This is a genomic window from Acinetobacter lactucae, from assembly GCF_013344765.1.
GTDB lineage: Bacteria > Pseudomonadota > Gammaproteobacteria > Pseudomonadales > Moraxellaceae > Acinetobacter > Acinetobacter lactucae_A.
This window is the reverse complement of record NZ_JABVBF010000076.1, coordinates 1-15770: the sequence shown is the minus strand read 5'-3', so window position 1 is coordinate 15770 and position 15770 is coordinate 1. Positions and strand designations below refer to the sequence as shown.

Below are 15770 nucleotides of genomic sequence, written 5' to 3'. Positions count from 1 at the left end.
ACGAAATACATTTAAAGACATCTTGCCACTTGTTAGATGCATTTGAAGATATTGAAAATCGAGAGTAATCACCACTCTCGATTCATAACCAGCTCTTCCATTTCAAGATCTAAATATCCTGCATCCTGTGCCACCATCATCATTGCTTCAGCAATATAGTCAGCGGCACTATCATCCAAGGAAGAATCTAGATCCTCAAACTGAGGTTTCATTTCATTAATTTCAATCACAGTTTGATGAGCATATCGATAGATATCCTGCTCAGCTAAAGCAGGCTTCTGAACTTTTTTAGCAAATTGTTCAATGAGCTGCTTGAGTTCAGCGACCAAAATATCTGGATAATATTCATCATCAAACATCGGGAGAAGTAAGTCTTCGAACATACAAAAGTTTACACAACAGCAAAAACTTGCCGCTTATAACATATTTTCAAAAGAATAACGATATTTTTCCCTGACTCAATCATCTAGCTCATTACATTAATGAGCCACAACCTGATTTTATAAAGCCTACTTAGCTAAGCTTGTATCATCGCCTTCCAAACTAGAATTGCATCAGTCATTGCTTTCACGTCATGTGCTCTAACAATGGATGCTCCTTGCTGAATACTAAGCAAATGCCCCGTAACGCTTCCTATAACACGCTGATCTGCAGCTGCACCCTGTAATGCTTCGCCAATAAAACGTTTACGAGATAGGCCAGATAAAATCGGATAACCCATTTCATTAAGCTTCCAAAATTCATTGAGAAGTCTCAAATTTTGCTGCGCATTTTTTGCAAAACCAAACCCTGGATCAATAACAATATTATGTTTTTTCACACCTGCATTCAGAGCTTCATTCACGCGCTGCTGAAGCTCCGTTATTACATCTAATGTTAAGTCCGTATATTGGTCTAACTGATTCATTGTAGTAGGCTCACCACGCATATGCATGATCACTACAGGAATATCCAGATCTGCTGCTGTTTTTAATGCATTTGGTCGAGTAAGCGCACGTACATCATTCCAAATATGGGCTCCTGCTTCTTTCGCTGCACGGATAACATCAGGCTGACTCGTATCAATTGATAGAATAATGTTATGTTTAGCTAAAACTTCAACTACAGGTACAACACGTCTAATTTCTTCTTCTATGCTTACTTCAGATGCCCCTGGGCGGGTAGACTCCCCACCAATATCAATAATGGTGGCACCTTGCTCTACCATGGCTAGCGCATGAGCAATAGCTTGATCTACTTGATTATGTTTTCCACCATCACTAAAAGAATCTGGTGTGACATTTAAAATACCCATGACATGAGGCTGTGATAGATCTAACTGAAGCTGTCCACACTGTAAAATTTGCTGGGGTAAAGGCATTAACTGCATAAAAAGCTCCGGTTTAAAATCTGGTAGTATTTTAGCAATTATCAGCTATATATGGTGTTGATTTGTTTTCAGCTTTTAACAAACTCAAGCCCATAAAAAAGCCACATGACTGTGGCTTTTTTAATTAACTTATTAGTTCATTGCTGGCAATGGTGGCGGTGTAGATGGACCATCTTTTGGTGGTTCAAATGCAGCCACTGGGTTTTCAGCAACATATACTTTAGGTGGTTGTGGCTCACGACCTTCCATAATGTCACGGATTTGATCACGATCAATAGTTTCCCATTCCATTAAAGCTTTTACCATCGCGTGTGCAATATCTTTATTACTCTCCAAGATATTACGTGCGACTTTGTATTGCTCATCAAGAATACGACGTACTTCTTCATCAACTAACTGTTGAGTTGCTTCAGAAATCGTACGGCTTCCTACATTTCCAAAGAAACCATTTTGGTTTTCATCTTCGTAAACCATGACACCCATTTTGTCAGACATACCGTACTTTGTAACCATTGCACGCGCCATTTTAGTAGCTCGCTCAAAGTCATTTGAAGCACCAGTAGATTGCTGTTGAATAAATACTTCTTCAGCAATACGACCACCAAACAAAATCGCAATTTCGTTTAGCATCTTGTCTTTATAATGGCTAATTTGGTCTTGTTCAGGTAACTGCCAAGTTACACCCAAGGCCCAACCACGTGGCATAATCGTTACTTTATGAACAGGATCTGTACCTGGTAAAATTTCAGCAACAATCGCATGACCCGCTTCATGATAAGCCGTTGCACGACGCTCTTCTTCACGTAGAACCATCGACTTACGTTCTGGACCCATGTAGATTTTGTCTTTTGCATCTTCGAAGTCATGCATGTCGACAGTGTTCTTATTACGGCGTGCAGCAAATAATGCAGCTTCGTTAACAAGGTTTGCCAACTGTGCACCAGAGAAACCTGGAGTACCACGTGATAGAACTTTAACGTCCACACCCGTAACCGAAGGTAATTTTTTCAAATGTACATTCAGAATCTGCTCACGACCACGAATGTCAGGTAAACCTACCATTACTTGACGGTCAAAACGACCTGGACGTAATAATGCTTTATCCAATACATCAACACGGTTCGTCGCAGCAATTACGATTACACCCTCGTTACCTTCAAAACCATCCATCTCTACGAGCATTTGGTTTAAGGTTTGCTCACGTTCATCATGACCACCACCTGTACCCGAACCACGGTGACGACCAACTGCATCAATCTCATCAATAAAAATGATACATGGGGCGTGACGTTTCGCTTGCTCGAACATATCACGGACACGAGACGCACCCACACCCACGAACATTTCGACAAAGTCAGAACCTGAAATGCTGAAGAAAGGAACTTTAGCTTCACCAGCAATTGCTTTGGCTAATAACGTTTTACCAGTACCCGGAGGACCAACCATAAGTACGCCACGAGGAATAGTAGCGCCCAAACGTTTGAATTTTGCAGGGTCTTTTAAGAAATCTACAATTTCAACAACTTCTTGTTTTGCTTCATCACAGCCGGCGACGTCAGAAAAATTGACTTTGATTTGGTCTTCAGAAAGCATTTTTGCCTTCGATTTACCAAAACTCATCGGTCCATTTTTTCCGCCTGCACCACCACCCATGTTACGCATAAAGAACATGAATAACAAAATGATTAACAGTACAGGGAAACTAGCAATGAGAAGTTGCATCAAAATGCCTTGACGTTGAGGAGCCGTTCCCTCTACAACAACATTTTGCTTATTTAAGCTCGGCATAAGCTCAGTGTCTTCAACTTGCGGACGAACAGTTTCAAACTGTGATCCGTTAGTTTTTTCACCATTAATATTTAAACCGTCAATTGTGACTTGCTTAATTTGGCCAGCATTCACCGCTGCAACGAAATCTGAATATTTCATCGCAGTAGGCTTATTGCGGTCACTGATATTACTGAAAATTAAAATCAGAACACCAAGTATTATTAGCCACAATACGGCATTCTTGAAGTAATCGCTCAAAGCTTTATTCCCATATCGATCTAATTTGATCATGCCCAATCTTGGCTGATCGTCATAAAAACAGCAACTGTATTGCTTGCGGATAACCTAAAAGTACAAAATGCACAATTTTTAGGAGCTTGGCAAGTAAACTTTATTGCAATGCTTTCTTACGCCCTTGTCCAACCAAAAAAACTTCTTTAGAGCGCGCCCGAGAAGCTGCTGGTTTTGCTGTTTTTAACACATCAAAACTATCAACCACTTGTTTACGAAACTCATCAAATCCTGCGCCTTGGAACACTTTAACAACAAACTGTCCATTAGGACCCAGAACCTTTTGAGCAAAATCTAAAGCCAATTCACACAAGTAAATCTGTCTAGGTTGATCAACAGCCCTATTACCTGATGTATTGGGGGCCATATCAGAAATTACAATGTCTACTTGTCGCCCATTTAAAATATTTAACAATTTTTCAAATACAGCTTCTTCTCTAAAGTCGCCTTGTAAGAAAGTGACATCAGGCAAAGCATCCATAGGCAAAATGTCAGAAGCAATCACTAAACCTTTGCTACCAACAAGTTTTCCAGCAATTTGAGACCAACTACCAGGTGCTGCACCCAAATCAACTACAGTCATGCCAGGCTTGATCAACTTATATTTTTCTTGGATTTCAAGAAGTTTATATGCTGCTCGCGCACGATACCCTTCCTTTTGTGCTTTTTTTACAAAAGGATCGTCTAGATGTTCCCTCATCCACGCACGACTACTTTTCGACAATTTCTGGTTTGTAATGCGTGTTGCCATAACTCACTAAATATCAAAAAAACTTCTGATCGTTCATTGTACGTGAAAATTCCTCTCATTACAGTACGGATGTAGCGTAATCTCACCAAGTTTTACAGTTTTTTTTCAATAATCTTAATCGATTATTTATACAGTTTTTCGTACCTCTGAATTTAAGTTTTTTGCTATACTAAGTCGTTTTTAAAATCAGGTATTTTTAATGGCCGCTTTATCTATCCATGAACGTAAACGTTTACGTCAAATTGGTCATGTGCTTAATCCGGTTGTCATGATTGGTGGACAAGGCTTAACAGATGCTGTAATCGAAGAAACTCTTCGTGCTTTAAATGATCATGAACTTATCAAAGTTAAGGTTGCTGGTGAAGATCGTGAAGCACGTACTGCCGTAATTGACGCAATTGTAGAAGCGACTGGTGCAGAAGCTGTTCAAAAGATTGGTAAAATTGTTTTACTTTACAAAAAGGCAGCTAAACAAAACCAGCATTTGTCTAATCTTGTTCGACACGCTCATTTAGCAAACTAATGTGATTTGACAAACTATGGCAAGTTACGAACTTTCAGCTTTTGATCGTTTTCATGCTGTTTCCGTTGTTGGTGCAATTGAACAGCAAGCACCGCACACCTTAAATGTCGGTTTTTGGATTCGTGATCCAAATCAACTTATTATCTGGCCCCAAGAAGTCGCGGCTCATCCTCGTCAGGATTTTTTGTGGGAAGAAACTTGTTTCGAAATTTTTGTTGGCGTGCATGATGAAGATTATTATCGGGAAATTAACCTTTCCCCTTCTCAAGCATGGCAGTCTTATCAGTTTGAAGAATATCGCTATCCAGAAAGTATGCCTCCCCTTGCTGCTTACGATATTGAGCTGAACCATCTCAAGCGTACTCATTATGGCTTAAATGTTAGTCTTGATTTGGGACAATTTATGCAACAGCATCACTTGAAATGGGCAAACCTTTATTTAGGTTTAACTGCAGTTTTAAAAACCAAAGAAGGTATACAGTACTATGCGATGCAGCATAGTGGAAAAAACGCAGATTTCCACAATAAGCGTGACTGGTTACATCAGTTTTAAAAGTAAAAAAGCGAGAAATTAATTCTCGCTTTTTTATAGTTAGGTAAAACTAAGGCTATTAATTATCGCGCGCTTTATTCCAAGCTTCGACTGCATTATTTTTAGTGCGCTTAATGCTTTCACTTAAAGAATCTTTGTGCTTCAAAGAAATCTGACTAATATCACCTTTAAGTTCTTTACTTACTTTAGTCAAATCTTCAATAAGTGCATTAATTTCTGCTTTCAAAGCATTTTTAAGTTCAGATAGCCCTTCTTGTGAAGTACTAAACTGAGCTTTAATCACATCAAGACGTTGTAAAATATCTTGTTTAATTTGAATAAATTGATTCTGTATATTCTTGTTTAACTCATGAGTTTCAGCTTCAATTTTTTCTTGAGTCTCACTTAAAACTTCTTTTACCTGCTCTTGAGTTTCAGTGATAGCTTCTTTTACCTGAGTTTTTGCTTCTGTAGCAACTTCTTTGATCTGCTCAGCTTTCTCAGCCACACTTTCTTTTACTTGTGCAGTTTTAGCAGTGACTGTTCTTTTAGCTTTAGTTGTAGTAGCAGCCAAGGTTTCTTTGACCTCACTTACCTCAGCTTTTACCGAATCAACTACTGCTTGAGCTTTCTCGCTCACATCTTTTGAAACTTGATCATTACTCATACTATTTCCTCGTATTGGTTATTTTTTAACTAACAATAACGATAAATCCAGTTCCAAAAATCGACCGTGCAAATTGTTAGACAATCCATCAAAAGTGTTAGATTCAGATGAGTGGAAATAATTTTGTAAAAAGCAAGCAATGAATTATGTTTTTTAGCAGAAAATAAATAGACTTTTTGAGGTTCCATGCGTATAATGCGCTGTTAAGTTACAAGCGAGCAGACCGATAGGGAGGGGCATGTTTTATCACAACATCGCCTATCTTTTTTGGGTCTACTCGCTTTTTTACAGCCGAAATTCAGGAGCTTTGGTTTGAGCACCCCCGCCATTTTAGCCCTCGCAGATGGAACGATCTTTAAAGGAACGTCAATCGGCGCAACGGGAAGTACGACTGGAGAAGTCGTTTTTAACACAGCCATGACAGGCTATCAAGAAATTTTGACTGACCCAAGTTATGCACAACAAATTGTGACATTAACTTACCCACATATTGGAAACACTGGCTGCAACGCGGAAGACGTTGAATCTGGTCGTATCCATAAAGTATGGGCGAATGGTTTAATTATTCGTGACCTTCCACTACTACACAGCAACTTCCGTGCTGAACAGTCATTGAGTGAATATCTGCAAGCGCACAATGTTGTTGCGATTGCTGATATTGATACACGTAAATTAACGCGTATTTTGCGTGACAAAGGTGCACAAAATGGTTGCATCCTTGCTGGCGAAAATATTACTGAAGAAGAAGCAATTGCCAAAGCTCGTGCTTTTGGTGGCTTAAACGGTTTAGACCTTGCAAAAGAATGTTGCGACCCAACTGGTTTTGAATGGTCTGAAGGTTCATGGACTCTAGGCCAAGGCTTCTCTCAACCTGAATTAAAATATCATGTAGTTGCATACGATTACGGTGTCAAAACCAACATCTTGCGTATGCTTGCAGACCGCGGTTGCAAATTAACCGTTGTTCCTGCAGAAACTCCGGCTGAAAAAGTATTGGCACTTAATCCGGATGGCGTATTCCTTTCAAATGGCCCTGGCGATCCAGCTGCTTGTGATTATGCAATCGAAGCTGTAAAAACTATTGTTGAAACCACAACATTACCTGTATTTGGTATTTGCTTAGGCCACCAAATCTTGGCACTCGCTTCTGGTGCAAAAACTGTAAAAATGAACCATGGTCACCACGGTGCTAACCACCCTGTACAAAATCTTGAAGATGGTACAGTGATGATTACTTCACAAAACCATGGTTTCGCTGTAGATGCAGAAACTTTACCGGCTAACTTAAAAGCAACGCATAAATCATTGTTCGATGGCACCTTACAAGGGATTCACCGTACAGACAAACCAGCTTTCAGCTTCCAAGGTCATCCTGAAGCAAGCCCAGGTCCACATGATTGTGCCCCATTGTTCGATCACTTCATCGAACTTATCGAAGCATCTAAACAGTAATTACGGAGCGAATAATGCCTAAACGTACGGATATTAAAAGCATCTTAATTATTGGTGCTGGCCCGATTGTGATTGGTCAGGCATGTGAGTTTGACTACTCAGGTGCTCAAGCGTGTAAAGCGCTTCGTGAAGAAGGCTACCGTGTTATTTTGGTTAACTCTAACCCAGCAACCATTATGACAGACCCTTCAATGGCTGATGCAACGTATATTGAGCCGATTACTTGGCAAACAGTTGCTCAAATTATTGAAAAAGAACGTCCAGATGCAGTATTGCCAACTATGGGTGGCCAAACTGCATTGAACTGTGCTCTTGCACTTGATGAGCACGGCGTTCTTGAAAAATATAATGTTGAATTAATTGGTGCAACTAAAGACGCAATTGAAAAAGCCGAAGACCGTAAACTCTTCGATATCGCTATGCGTAAAATTGGCTTGGAATGTCCAAAAGCTGCTATTGCTGAAACAATGGAAGAAGCTTTAGAAATCCAGTCACGCTTTGGTTTCCCGGTAATTATCCGTCCATCATTCACAATGGGTGGTTCGGGCGGCGGTATTGCATATAACCGTGAAGAATTCCTTGAGATCTGTGAACGTGGTTTTGACCTCTCTCCTACTCACCAGTTATTGATTGATGAATCTTTAATTGGTTGGAAAGAATACGAAATGGAAGTTGTTCGTGACAAAAACGACAACTGTATTATCGTATGTGCCATCGAAAACTTCGACCCAATGGGCGTACACACTGGTGACTCTATTACTGTAGCGCCAGCTCAAACATTAACGGATAAAGAATATCAATTGATGCGTAATGCTTCAGTTGCAGTTCTTCGTGAAATTGGTGTTGAGACAGGTGGTTCTAACGTTCAGTTCGGTATTAACCCGAAAGACGGACGTATGGTTGTCATTGAGATGAACCCTCGTGTATCTCGTTCATCTGCACTTGCTTCTAAAGCAACAGGTTTCCCAATTGCTAAAATCGCAGCAAAACTTGCTGTTGGTTATACCCTTGATGAATTGAAAAATGACATCACTGGTGGCATAACTCCTGCAAGCTTCGAACCATCAATTGACTACGTTGTAACGAAGATTCCTCGTTTTAACTTCGAGAAATTCCCACAAGCAGAACCAGTTCTTACCACTCAGATGAAATCTGTTGGTGAAGTCATGGCAATTGGCCGTAACTTCCAAGAATCTGTACAAAAAGCATTACGTGGTCTTGAAGTTGGTGTAAGCGGTTTTGATGAAAAAATCGAAGCTGGTGCAACAAATGCAAAAGAAACTATTTTAAAAGAGCTTAAAGTTCCGGGTCCTGAGCGTATCTGGTACGTAGCGGATGCTTTCCGTCACGGTTTCTCTTTAGATGAAGTTTTCGAAGCAACTAAAATTGACCGTTGGTTCCTCATCCAGATTCAAGACATTGTTAAAACTGAAGCTCAAGTGAAAACTTTAGGTTTTGGTGACTTAAACGCTGACAACATCCGTTCGTTCAAGCGTAAAGGTTTATCTGACCTTCGTATTGCTCACCTCATGGGCATTTCACAAAAGCAATTCCGTAAACAACGTTGGAACTTGGGTGTTTATCCAGTTTACAAACGCGTTGATACATGTGCAGCAGAGTTTGAATCTGGTACTGCATACATGTATTCAACTTACGATGAAGAATGTGAAGCAAACCCATCAAACCGTGACAAAATCATGGTCATTGGTGGCGGTCCAAACCGTATTGGTCAAGGTATCGAATTTGACTACTGCTGTGTACATGCTGCATTAGCTATGCGTGAAGACGGTTACGAAACAATTATGGTGAACTGTAACCCTGAAACTGTTTCTACCGACTATGACACATCTGACCGTCTATACTTCGAACCTGTAACACTTGAAGATGTACTTGAAATCGTACGTACCGAGAAGCCTAAAGGTGTAATCGTACAGTACGGTGGTCAAACCCCACTTAAATTGGCACGTGCTTTAGAAGAAGCAGGTACTCCAATTATCGGTACATCACCAGATGCAATTGACCGCGCTGAAGACCGTGAACGTTTCCAGCAAATGATCCAACGTTTACAGCTTCGTCAACCAAACAACAGCATTGTAAAATCTGCTGAAGAAGGTATCTCTGAAGCTGCTAAAGTAGGTTATCCGCTTGTTGTTCGCCCATCTTATGTATTAGGTGGTCGTGCGATGGAAATCGTATATAACGAAGAAGAACTTAAACGTTACCTTCGTGAAGCAGTTCAAGCATCTAATGAAGCCCCAGTTCTTCTTGACCGTTTCTTAGATGATGCAACTGAAGTTGATGTTGACTGTGTATCTGACGGTAAAGACGTTGTGATCGGCGGCATTATGCAGCATATCGAACAAGCCGGTATTCACTCAGGTGACTCTGCATGTTCAATTCCTCCTTATTCTTTATCAAAAGAAATTCAGGATGAAATGCGTCGTCAAACGATTGCAATGGCAAAAGAACTTGGTGTTGTTGGCTTGATGAACGTTCAGTTCGCTGTAAAAGGTGACGATATTTACGTTCTAGAAGTTAACCCACGTGCTTCACGTACAGTTCCATTCGTATCGAAGTGTATTGGTGATTCTTTAGCGAAAGTAGCTGCGCGTTGTATGGCAGGTCAATCTCTTGAATCTCAAGGATTTACCAAAGAAATCATTCCAACTCACTTTGCTGTGAAGGAAGCAGTTTTCCCATTCGCGAAATTCCAAGGTGTTGATCCAATGCTTGGACCTGAGATGAAATCTACAGGTGAAGTGATGGGTGTAGGTAAAACATTTGGTGAAGCATTCTATAAAGCTGTTTTAGGCTCAAATGAACGCTTACCGGGTTTACCAACTGAAGGCGAAGTAAAACATGCTTTCTTATCAGTACGTGAATCTGACAAGAAATACATCGCTGATATCGCTAAGAAATTAGTTGCGTATGGCTTCAAGCTTGTTGCAACAGGTGGTACTTACCAAGTGCTTAAAGAAGCAGGTTTAGAATGTGAATCTGTAAATAAAGTTACTGAAGGTCGTCCACATATTGTTGACCGCTTGAAAAATGGTGAAATACACCTTATTGTCAATACCACTGAAGGTAAACAGGCTCAATATGACTCTGCAATGATCCGTCGTGCTGCCCTACAAGGCAAAGTGTATTACACAACGACGATCAATGGTGCAGAAGCTGTTTGCCAAGCCTTTGCTGTGAAATTGCCAATGGATGTATACCGCTTGCAAGATTTAACTGTAGGTTAATTTTTTACCGATAAGTCCCGCCACCTTATCGGTGGCGGGATTTTTTCATTTTTTTAACTGTGTTTTCTCAACTTAAGAGGGACCGAAATGCAACGTTATCCAATGACCCCTGAAGGTAAAATCGCCTTAGAGAAAGAATTACAACATCTGAAATCTGTTGAACGTCCACGTATTACTCAAGCAATTGCTGAGGCACGTGAACATGGGGACTTAAAAGAAAATGCAGAATATCATGCTGCTCGTGAACAGCAAGGTTTCTGTGAAGGACGTATCCAAGATATCGAAGGAAAATTGGGTGCTTCACAAGTCATCGATGTTAAAGACTTAGAACAAAACGGTCGTGTTGTATTCGGTGTTACGGTAACGATTGAAAACCTTGATACTGAAGAACGCAAGACTTATAAAATTGTTGGTGATGATGAAGCTGATTTTAAAATCAATAAAATCTCGGTGAACTCACCAATTGCTCGCGGTCTTTTGGGTAAAAATGAAGGTGATGAAGTAAAAATCACTACTCCTCAAGGCGAAGTTGAGTACGAAGTTGTAAGCGTAGAATATCTCTAAGATACTGCTCTTGAACCCCTCTTCCTGAGGGGTTTTTTATTTAATATGGTTTAGCTCATTTTTTGGATACTAGATTATGGATACGCCTCTGATTAACACACCAGTCCGTCATTGGTGCGAATTTGAGTTCATTTCCAAAACTGTGAAAAATCCCAACATCCACATTAAAGGAAATTATTCTTACTATTCAGCTTATTGGGATCAAGGCTTTGAACGTTGTGTAGTCCGTTATTTACATGACAAAGCTTCAACGCCAGAGAAACCGATTGACCAACTTTATATTGGCAATTTTGTTTGTTTTGGCGCTGAGTGTGTAATCATGATGGGCGGTAATCAGCTTCATAGACCTGACTGGATTTCAACTTTCCCTTTTGATACTCGTAGTTTCTTGGCAGCTGGCGATACTGTAATTGCTGACGGATGTTGGATTGGCAGTCGTGCAATGATTATGCAAGGTGTAAAACTTGGTGAAGGCGCAGTGGTCGCAACCGGAGCTGTAGTCACTAAAAATGTGCCCCCCTATGCAATTGTAGGTGGCGTGCCTGCGAAAATTATTAAATATCGCTTTCCTCAAGAACAAATCGACAAACTACTTGCTTTAAAACTGTATGATTTAGATGAGAAGCAAATTTTAAAAATACGTGAATATTTGCAAACTGAGGATATAGATGCTTTATCTACACATATAGAAAATTTGCGCAATTTATAAAAATGTATATACAATTTTTTTTGTTATAAAACCCATAAATGATTACGTGCTTGAATTTAAATCGTCAAAAAATAAGTATAAAGTATTAATAAATAAGCATCATTACAATAAGGAAAACACTCATGTTATATCAACATATTCTTGTACCAATTGATGGTTCTGAAACCTCTATGGTCGCCATGAAAGAGGCCATTAAGCTCGGAAAGGCACTCAATAGTAAAATTACGGTGGTACAAGTTATGGCTCTTGACCCCTATATTGCCGATGCCTATGTAAAAACTGGTCAAACTAATGATTTGATCGAACGCACACGAACTTATTTACTTGATATTTTAGAACAAGCAAAACAACAATTTTTTAATGAAGGCATTACTGTTGAAACTAAACTGCTGGAGGGTTTCGTCGTACATGAGGAAATTATTCAGGCTGCCCAAGATTTAAATGCAGATCTGATTGTTATGGGGTCTCATGGTCGCACTGGGGTCCGAAAACTTGTATTAGGAAGTGTGGCACAGAAAGTCTTAGGTGAAAGCCATATTCCTGTTTTAATTGTGCGCTAAAGTGAGATTGCCTGTCTTGCTAGATTAAGTAAGATAGGCTTTTATTTCTAAAAAGTTGAATTACAACATCCTCTTCAGCAAAACTCATCTGCGCCATCAAACTTAAAAATAACATTGCCCCTCTAAACTATATTATTTTTCTTGTGCATGTTTAATTACGATCTAACCTGAACATTAAGGCTGCCAAGTAAACTGCTTCAAATTAACTTTACCGTTTAACAAATAGATACCTTCAGCTTCTAACTTTACTTGCTGAATATTTTCGCCCTTTTCATTAAATTTACTTAGGCTAATTTTGCCTTGAGAATTAATCACACGATACCAAGGAACTTGATGATCAGCTTCAAGATGTTTCAAAACATAGCCCACTAATCTCGCATGTTTCGGTAATCCTGCCATACGAGCCACTTGTCCATAAGTTGCAACTTTTCCGTAAGGAATCAAAGCAATGACTTCTAAAATTTGCCGATGTAGTTCATACTGAGTTGTCAAAATGGACTCCATAAAAATTGACGTAATTCGTATCATATAAGAATTTTTGACTAAAATTAAATGCAATCCAAGGTGGGATTAAGGGAGATCTGCATGAAAAAAATATTACTGGTCATTACTTTGACTTTGCTATCTGTTTCTTGTACTACACGTCCCCCAGTTCCTTCAGGAGAAGCCCCTAAAGTCTCTACAGATGACCGCCCTATTGTTCCAGTCACTTTCGTTTTTACAACTAATTCAACTGAAGCTACAAAGTTTGATAACGAGCAACAGATGCGTAAAGAGATTAAGATATTAAATAGATACTATGTCGATGATAAAAATCATAAAATTTTTAAATTTAAATTACATCGTTATATTCCTTATGAAGAATTTTCAAAGTTACGTTGTGATTTAAAGCAACAAATTAATCAGCCTTATCCAATTTCTACTGAAACTATTCCTGCAAGTGTAAATACCTGTTTTCCTAAACGAACTGCGAGTAAAGAAGTTATTGTTTTTATTTATGATGCCTATTCAACCAAATGGAAGTTTGAAGATGTAACAAGTAGAGCATTTCGCAATAATGGTAAACCTTTTGTTTTATTAGACTGGAACCGACTCAATTATAACATTCAGGCTGGTAGCGTACACGAAATGGGACATGTGTTCGGACTAAAACATGTCTGTGCACCTAATGCTACAAAACGTACTCCAACCAATATCATGGCGAGTGCCGACTGTAAATTAGGCAGTGGTGGCTTAAGGAATTTAGGTTTTTCACCCGTACAACTTCAAACTATTTTATCGACATACAAACAATATCCCTAAAATTTAATTTCAATATACGCTCCTAAGTGATCTTGAGTAGCAATGTAATTTTCAGAGGTCAGTAAAGTAGTTAGATGCTTGCTGGCCTTTAAGAAATCCTCAGCATCCACTGAGTGCGGCTGCCAAAATGTTTTTAAATTATTGGTGTAAATAGGATATAAATGCAGCCGATCTTTTGACAAATCTAACCTTGCTATACATCCATATGGCAAAGCATTGTGTTTTTCATACTCACCATTGCTATTAAAAACAGCATTACCAATACCAAACACGACTGGCTTTTGATTGATTAACTGGACAGGTTGAATGGTATGAGCACCATGACCAATAATCAGGTCCGCCCCAGCTTGGGTTAGAATCGTAGCAAGCTTACTTTGCTCTTGTGTAATGGGCTTAAAGTCGACACCCCAATGGCAAATAACAATAATTTTATGTTCAGGATGAGTCAACTTATAGCGGCCTATTTGTTCAAGCAAAACCCCATTTAGACACGCGACTCCACTCTTATGCCCTAAAGCGTAAAAATCATAATCTAGATAGGCCGTGTCTCTGTGCCAATAGCCATTAAAAATGGCATAGTGCTTATTTTCAAAAGAGAGTTCAAAGTAGTTATGAGCATCTTTTTGATTTAGGCCAGCACCAACATAAGAAATGTTCGCCTGATCAAGTTGCTCTAATGTATAAACTAGTCCACGGTCCCCATAATCTTTTAGATGGTTATTTGCCAGTACAACATGATTAAGGTGAATATTTTTGAACGCACCTAATGTTTGTTCCGCATCAGCTTTAAGAATGAATGGCTTTTTATGTGCTAAAGGAGATTGAGTTTCTAAAGCAAAGACCGCTTCAAAATTAGCAATATTTAGGTCATTTTCGCCTAAAAAAGCTTTTATCTTTTCAAATGAATAGCCATACCCATATTGTTGTAGGGCATCTTTTTGCCCTCTAGCCTTACGTTTTTCAGTGTAGATTTCTCCAAAGTAAGTATCCCCTAAAATATTAATGATGCCACTTGGAGCTGAGCAAACTTTAGGTCTCACAGTCTGAGCCTGAAAACAATGATAATAAGGAATCAAGTGCTCAGCACGATGAATATCATCTAAGAATAAAAAGAAACCAATGGTTTGGTTTTCTTCAAAGAACGTCAGATAAATTTTTCTAAAAGAATTAGTAAGATATAAGACCTCTACTACGCTCTTTGCCATTAGCGGGGGCTGAGGAAGATAAGATTTTCCTTTAAAAACAAGCTCTTTAATAAAGAACAGGTTTTTTATTTGAGTTGGATAGCTATAAATTTTTCTGAGCAATAGAAATAAATGCTTTAGCTGATTTTGGTTACCTTCATTTCTTAATTTTAAGTTATAGGTAGCGGCTCTTTTAGAGAAAATTAAAGATGCTTGCTCATTTGTACCGCAGAGCATCTTACTTAAAGCATCTTTTACATCTGCTGCTTGAGTAAAAATTAAGAACTGCAACAGTTCAGTAAATGTATAACTTTCTGATGTTTTTAAACCTAAGTTTTGCTGTCCAATCTGCTTACTCATTTTTTGTGGCACAACATAGACATCTTGAGCTTGCACATTTTTTTGCTGAAATTGCTCTAATGCATAGTCGATTAGCAGTAGTGTTGAAATATCATCGTCAAATTCGAATTGCCATAAAGCTTCATCAAAATTTGTATTGTCGATATGAGCTAATAACTTAATTTCAACGGATTGATACTTCATGACTCATCACCTTTGTAATCTTTTACATAGGCGATGTAGCCCGATAAGTTATGTTCTTGGTCATCAATCCGTACCCGAAAACGGTCATGGCGGATATAAAACGCATGTAAAATTTTATCTGGCCGTGCCATATACATCGCCATTTCCGGATAAAAAAAGCCTGTTGTTTGAAAATCAGCTCTAAACTCAATTAGTTTTTGGAGCTCTGGCATATAAGCCTGCTCAAAAAGTGCTGTGTGGCCCTGCTCTTTTAAACGGCTTACCATTTTATAAGCAGCCATTAACATTTCTAATAGAGTCGCATAAGT

15 protein-coding genes and 2 pseudogenes are annotated in these 15770 nt (G+C 39.0%); 8 read left to right on the top strand and 9 right to left on the bottom strand.

Annotated features, from left to right (window positions below):
- Positions 1-68: 68 nt before the first annotated feature.
- The 4 genes from HUN22_RS09490 to rlmE form a co-directional block, all read right to left on the bottom strand.
- Entirely contained in the window at positions 69-383 is a 315-nt protein-coding gene (locus HUN22_RS09490; protein ID WP_016140183.1) for a DUF5713 family protein, read from the bottom strand.
- 134 nt (positions 384-517) lie between these two features.
- Positions 518-1369: a dihydropteroate synthase gene (gene folP / locus HUN22_RS09485; protein ID WP_217488131.1), complete on the bottom strand. Its 852-nt coding sequence runs from the start codon at positions 1367-1369 to the stop codon at positions 518-520.
- A gap of 132 nt (positions 1370-1501) precedes the next feature.
- A complete protein-coding gene (gene ftsH / locus HUN22_RS09480; RefSeq protein WP_033848050.1) occupies positions 1502-3397 on the bottom strand; it encodes an ATP-dependent zinc metalloprotease FtsH in 1896 nt (631 codons plus the stop codon).
- Positions 3398-3530: 133 nt separating this feature from the next.
- On the bottom strand, positions 3531-4181 hold the full coding sequence (gene rlmE / locus HUN22_RS09475) for a 23S rRNA (uridine(2552)-2'-O)-methyltransferase RlmE (RefSeq protein ID WP_000235573.1): 651 nt from the start codon (positions 4179-4181) through the stop codon (positions 3531-3533).
- A gap of 199 nt (positions 4182-4380) precedes the next feature.
- Between rlmE and yhbY the strand changes: the two genes are divergently transcribed.
- Positions 4381-4704: a ribosome assembly RNA-binding protein YhbY gene (gene yhbY, locus HUN22_RS09470; RefSeq protein ID WP_002115576.1), complete on the top strand. Its 324-nt coding sequence runs from the start codon at positions 4381-4383 to the stop codon at positions 4702-4704.
- Positions 4705-4720: 16 nt separating this feature from the next.
- On the top strand, positions 4721-5257 hold the full coding sequence (locus tag HUN22_RS09465) for a DOMON-like domain-containing protein (RefSeq protein WP_174728488.1): 537 nt from the start codon (positions 4721-4723) through the stop codon (positions 5255-5257).
- Between the two features lie 58 nt (positions 5258-5315).
- Here the strand turns inward: HUN22_RS09465 and HUN22_RS09460 are convergent, their stop codons facing one another.
- A complete protein-coding gene (locus tag HUN22_RS09460; RefSeq protein WP_174728485.1) occupies positions 5316-5903 on the bottom strand; it encodes a hypothetical protein in 588 nt (195 codons plus the stop codon).
- A gap of 18 nt (positions 5904-5921) precedes the next feature.
- Positions 5922-6091 (bottom strand): annotated as a pseudogene (locus HUN22_RS09455) (hypothetical protein).
- A 124-nt stretch (positions 6092-6215) separates the two neighbouring features.
- Here HUN22_RS09455 and carA point away from each other — a divergent pair.
- The 5 genes from carA (at position 6216) to HUN22_RS09430 (ending at position 12433) form a co-directional block, all read left to right on the top strand.
- Complete coding sequence (carA, locus tag HUN22_RS09450) at positions 6216-7355, top strand: glutamine-hydrolyzing carbamoyl-phosphate synthase small subunit (protein ID WP_016146221.1); 1140 nt, start codon at positions 6216-6218, stop codon at positions 7353-7355.
- A gap of 14 nt (positions 7356-7369) precedes the next feature.
- Positions 7370-10600, top strand: a complete 3231-nt coding sequence (gene carB / locus HUN22_RS09445; protein WP_016140178.1) for a carbamoyl-phosphate synthase large subunit — start codon at positions 7370-7372, stop codon at positions 10598-10600.
- A gap of 87 nt (positions 10601-10687) precedes the next feature.
- Positions 10688-11164 carry a transcription elongation factor GreA gene (gene greA / locus HUN22_RS09440; RefSeq protein ID WP_016146223.1) on the top strand — a complete coding sequence of 159 codons (477 nt, stop codon included), beginning with the start codon at positions 10688-10690 and terminating at the stop codon, positions 11162-11164.
- 76 nt (positions 11165-11240) lie between these two features.
- The gene (locus HUN22_RS09435) at positions 11241-11873 is read left to right on the top strand and encodes a CatB-related O-acetyltransferase (protein ID WP_174728482.1); all 633 of its coding nucleotides are present in this window, start codon (positions 11241-11243) and stop codon (positions 11871-11873) included.
- Positions 11874-11995: 122 nt separating this feature from the next.
- Positions 11996-12433 carry a universal stress protein gene (locus HUN22_RS09430; protein ID WP_174728479.1) on the top strand — a complete coding sequence of 146 codons (438 nt, stop codon included), beginning with the start codon at positions 11996-11998 and terminating at the stop codon, positions 12431-12433.
- A gap of 174 nt (positions 12434-12607) precedes the next feature.
- Here HUN22_RS09430 and HUN22_RS09425 read toward each other — a convergent pair whose 3' ends face one another.
- Entirely contained in the window at positions 12608-12937 is a 330-nt protein-coding gene (locus HUN22_RS09425; protein ID WP_174728476.1) for an MGMT family protein, read from the bottom strand.
- 81 nt (positions 12938-13018) lie between these two features.
- On the opposite strand from HUN22_RS09425, the gene HUN22_RS09420 reads away from it, so the two are divergent.
- On the top strand, positions 13019-13735 hold the full coding sequence (locus tag HUN22_RS09420) for a metalloprotease (RefSeq protein ID WP_174728473.1): 717 nt from the start codon (positions 13019-13021) through the stop codon (positions 13733-13735).
- Here the strand turns inward: HUN22_RS09420 and HUN22_RS09415 are convergent.
- Positions 13732-15462 (bottom strand): CapA family protein, encoded by a 1731-nt coding sequence (locus HUN22_RS09415; RefSeq protein ID WP_174728470.1) that lies wholly within the window; start codon positions 15460-15462, stop codon positions 13732-13734. The two genes, HUN22_RS09420 and HUN22_RS09415, sit on opposite strands and share 4 nt — an antisense overlap.
- Positions 15459-15770 (bottom strand): annotated as a pseudogene (locus HUN22_RS09410) (poly alpha-glucosyltransferase); the annotation flags it as partial. The gene HUN22_RS09415 and the pseudogene HUN22_RS09410, both read right to left, overlap by 4 nt.